The sequence below is a fragment of the Synechococcus sp. H60.1 genome (assembly GCF_047462335.1).
Taxonomy (GTDB): domain Bacteria; phylum Cyanobacteriota; class Cyanobacteriia; order Thermostichales; family Thermostichaceae; genus Thermostichus.
On sequence record NZ_JANSJA010000114.1, the window covers coordinates 1 to 3,907 of the forward strand.

4 protein-coding genes are annotated in these 3,907 nt (G+C 60.9%); all 4 read left to right on the forward strand.

From position 1 onward, the window contains the following. Positions 1-263 precede the first annotated feature (263 nt). Entirely contained in the window at positions 264-1,469 is a 1,206-nt protein-coding gene (locus NW852_RS06330) for a 5-(carboxyamino)imidazole ribonucleotide synthase (RefSeq protein ID WP_414370842.1), read from the forward strand. Then, positions 1,433-1,846, forward strand: a complete 414-nt coding sequence (locus NW852_RS06335) for a hypothetical protein (protein WP_414370844.1) — start codon at positions 1,433-1,435, stop codon at positions 1,844-1,846. The genes NW852_RS06330 and NW852_RS06335 overlap by 37 nt, the downstream gene beginning before the upstream one ends. Positions 1,847-1,852: 6 nt before the next feature. Continuing rightward, positions 1,853-2,383 carry a ribosomal protein S18-alanine N-acetyltransferase gene (gene rimI, locus NW852_RS06340; protein ID WP_414348053.1) on the forward strand — a complete coding sequence of 177 codons (531 nt, stop codon included), beginning with the start codon at positions 1,853-1,855 and terminating at the stop codon, positions 2,381-2,383. Positions 2,384-2,723: 340 nt separating this feature from the next. Continuing rightward, positions 2,724-3,907, forward strand: a 1,184-nt coding sequence (locus tag NW852_RS06345; RefSeq protein WP_414426564.1) for a mechanosensitive ion channel, incomplete at its 3' end; no start/stop codon positions are given.

Sequence of the window (3,907 nt, forward strand, 5' to 3'; positions counted from 1 at the left end):
AGGCGCTCCACAACCAATTCCAGCAGCTCGTGCTCTTCTGGGGAAATCTCTTGATCGGCCATGACGGCATTGAGGATCTGCTGTTGTTCAGCACGGGTCAAGATCTTATCTGCCAAGGCCCGGTCAATCAAAGCTCTGAGCTCAGAGGGTTGAGGGGATTGCACTGTTTTGCTCCTAGCGCTCGAGGGCAAGGGATCCCATAATGATCTCTGGATCCAAGATGCAACAGATAGCAGCACACCTGTCAGTATAGCGAGACAGTGGTGGAACCCCAGGTATCCCCAAAAACCCAGAGCTTCCAACCGGTGGGGGTGATCGGCGGCGGGCAGTTGGCGCAGATGTTGGCTTTGGCGGCCCGCCCCTTGGGGATCCCGCTGATCGTGCAGGCCGCTGCCCCCACCGATCCGGCGGTGGCAGTAGCCGACGGTGTGGTCTGGGGTGCTGTGACGGACACTCAGGCCACAGCCCAGTTGCTGCAACGCTGCCCGGTGGTAACTTTTGAGAACGAGTTCATCCCGCTGCCGGAGCTGCGCAAGTTGGATCCGCAGGGATCCCGCTTTCGCCCTCGCCTGAGCACCCTAGAGCCGCTGCTGGACAAGTTGCACCAACGACAGTTCTTGGCGGAGTTGGGGGTGCCGGTGCCGGCCTTTTGCCCTGCGGAGACGGCAGACCTATCTGGGTTGGGCTTTCCGGTGGTGCTCAAGCGGCGGCGGCAGGGCTACGATGGCCAGGGCACCCGCATCCTGCCCGACCGAGCAACCTTGCAACAGGCTCTGGCCGAGTATGCCGGGATCCCGCTGCTGCTGGAAGAGTGGATCCCGTTTGAGCGGGAGCTGGCGGTGATCGTGGCCCGCGGGCTGGCGGGGGAGATCCAACTCTACCCCGTGGTGGAAACTGTGCAGATCGAGCAGGTCTGCCGCTATGTGCTGGCGCCCGCCCGCATTCCCCCGACTGTCGAGGCCGAGATTCGCGACCTGGCGGTCAAGGTGATGGACAAGTTGGACGCGGTGGGCGTGTTCGCCATCGAGCTCTTCTGGGTGCCGCCGCCCCACCCCAAGGCCGGGATCTGGATCAACGAGATCTCACCGCGGGTTCACAACTCCGGCCACTACACCCTGGAAGCCTGCCACACCTCCCAGTTTGAGCAACATCTGCGCGCTATCCTCGGCCTCCCCTTGGGGGATCCCTCTCTCAAGTGTGGGGGAGCAGTGATGGTGAACCTCTTGGGTTATGAGCACTCCAGCAGTGACTATGCCCAAAAGCGGCAGCGCCTGGCGGGGATCCCCAATGCCACGCTGCACTGGTACCACAAAACCCCTGCCCGCCCGGGGCGCAAGCTGGGCCATGTCACGGTCTGTCTACCCCATCCTCCCTCTCCTGCGGAAGCGGCAGACCTTGTCCGTACCCTCGAAGCCCTCTGGTATCCCCAGCCATGGATCCCACCTTTTCCCCTGCCATCCAAGCCCTGATCGCGGCCCTGCAACGGCGGGATGTGCCGGCGGTGGCGCAGCAGGTCAACAGCCTCTCTCCCCAAGAGCGCTCCGCGGTGTTGACCCCCGCTCTCCAATACCTTGCTGAGGTGGATCCCGACAGTGCCCGCTGGTTTGTTCGCCACCTCATGGCCCCCGCCGTCAAAGCCCAACTGCGAGCAGGGATCCTCAAAGCCGCCCAAGATTACCTGCAGGAGGCCGGCTTCCAAGAAGGGATCGACTACGAGCTCAAGCCCCATCCCCAATCGGGGGGCCAGATCTTGAGCCTTAGCCGCCGAGCCCTGCCCTACGCCGCCCCGGATGACGATCCCTTTGGGCAGTTGTTGCTATCGGAGTTCTGCGAATTGCGGGACTAGACCACCATGGGTAGCACAAGTTATCGGCTGCAGATGCTCGACATCACCGCCCTGCCCCAATTGCTGGAGCTGGATCGACGCTGCTACGGCGGACACTGGGGGGAACAGGGGTATCGCGCGGAGCTGGAACGGCCCACCAGCACGGTGATTGGGGTTGTGGCGGAACCGGTTGCCGTTGGCGCTTCCTATGGCTTGGGCCGAACAGAGTTCTCCCTTCCCTCTCCAGACCTCGCGACGCAAACAGCACCAGCGCTGGTGGGCTTTGGCATCCTCTGGCGCATCGAAGAAGAAGCCCACATCATCTCGCTGGCGGTGGATCCCGGTCACCGGCGACAAGGCTTGGGCCGCAGGATCCTAGAAGCGCTCCTAGACCAAGCTAGGGCAGCAGGCTGTCGCTGGGCCACGTTGGAAGTGAGGGCTTCCAACCACGCCGCCATCCACCTCTATGAATCGGCAGGGTTTCAATTGCTGGGACGCCGCAAGGGCTATTACAACAACGGAGAAGATGGGCTGGTGTATTGGAAGAAACCGATTTAAGCTTAGGAAAAACCAACACTAAAGAACTGCAAAAGTTTTCCCCTATACACCTAAACCTTAAATTTTCTTGGGCAGCACCCCTGCAGCTTGGCTCAACCCTTGCCACCCATGGATAGATGTAAAGCTTTGTTTCAAGACCCGCCGTTTCTTTTGACATTTGAGGCTTTCTCCCAGACAAACCCAGCTTGCCCAAGGAAGCACTTCAGGCTAACCTACTTTTATCATTTGTCCATCCTGAGCATTTCAGGCTGTGAGGGTAATTATGGACACCCCTGTAAACACTTTTAGAGATGAGACTGTCTCTTTTTTTGTCAATCTTTGGTCCAGGCTTATCGATTTTATGCCCAATCTGCTGGCGGCGATTGCCATCCTAGTTCTGGGTTGGCTCGTGGCCACGGCGGTGGCCTTCGGCGTTCGGGGGCTGCTCAGGCGGACGCAGCTCGATAACCGCCTAGCTGCTTGGGTTTTGGGGCAAAAGCCTGGCGAGAAGCTGCCGCAAACGGAGCGCTGGGTGGCCGCTGCTGTTTACTGGATCATCCTGGCTTTTGTGTTGGTGGCGGTGCTGAATGCCCTACAGCTCCAGGCCGTCTCCGACCCACTCAACAGGTTTTTGGGAGAAATTTTCGTCTATCTGCCGCGGCTGGGTGGAGCCCTGGTGCTGCTGGTGGTGGGCTGGGCGGTGGCCACGGTTGCCCGCCTAGCGGTCATTCGGGGGCTGCGGCGCTTTAACTTGGACGAGCGGCTGGCTCAGCCTCTCCAACAGGAGAGCGCTGCCGGTGAGGTGGGTACAGAAGCGGCCACAGAAGGAACGGCTGCAAAGTCAGAGGGGGGGGCTGAGGTCGCTCCTTTTCTCTTGAATGAAGCTCTGGGTGACGCCCTCTACTGGTTGATTCTCTTGTTCTTTTTGCCGCTCATCCTGGATACGCTGAACCTGCGGGGGCCGCTGCGGCCGGTGCAAAACCTGCTGGATCAAATCCTGTCGATGGTGCCGCGCATTTTGGGAGCGCTCATCATCGGTGGGGTGGGCTGGTTTTTGGCCCGCATTGTGCGCGGCCTCATCTCGAATTTGCTGGCGGCAGCAGGAGCCAACCGCTTGGGGGCCCGCTTTGGCATTCCCCAGTTGGCCCAGATTGTCGGGACGGTGGCCTACATCTTGGTGTTGATCCCGGCGGTGATTGCGGCTCTCAATGCTCTGGAAATCCGGGCCATCTCGGATCCGGCGGTGGCGATGCTGGAGCAGGTGTTGCGGGCCATTCCCCGAATTGCAGGATCGGCTCTGATTCTGGCCGTCTTTTACTGGCTGGGGCAGTTTTTGGCCGGCTTGGTGACCCAGTTGCTGCAGGCGGTGGGCTTCGACCGCTTGGCTGCTGGCCTGGGCTTGCCCTTGGCCCCTGCTCCTGAAGCGCCTGCCGCTGAAGGGGAGTTGGTGAAGCGGCGCACCCCCTCTGAAATTGCTGGCCTGGTGGTCTGGGTGGGCGTGGTCTTGTTCGGGGCGGTGCCGGCGGTGGAGCTGTTGCAGTTTGC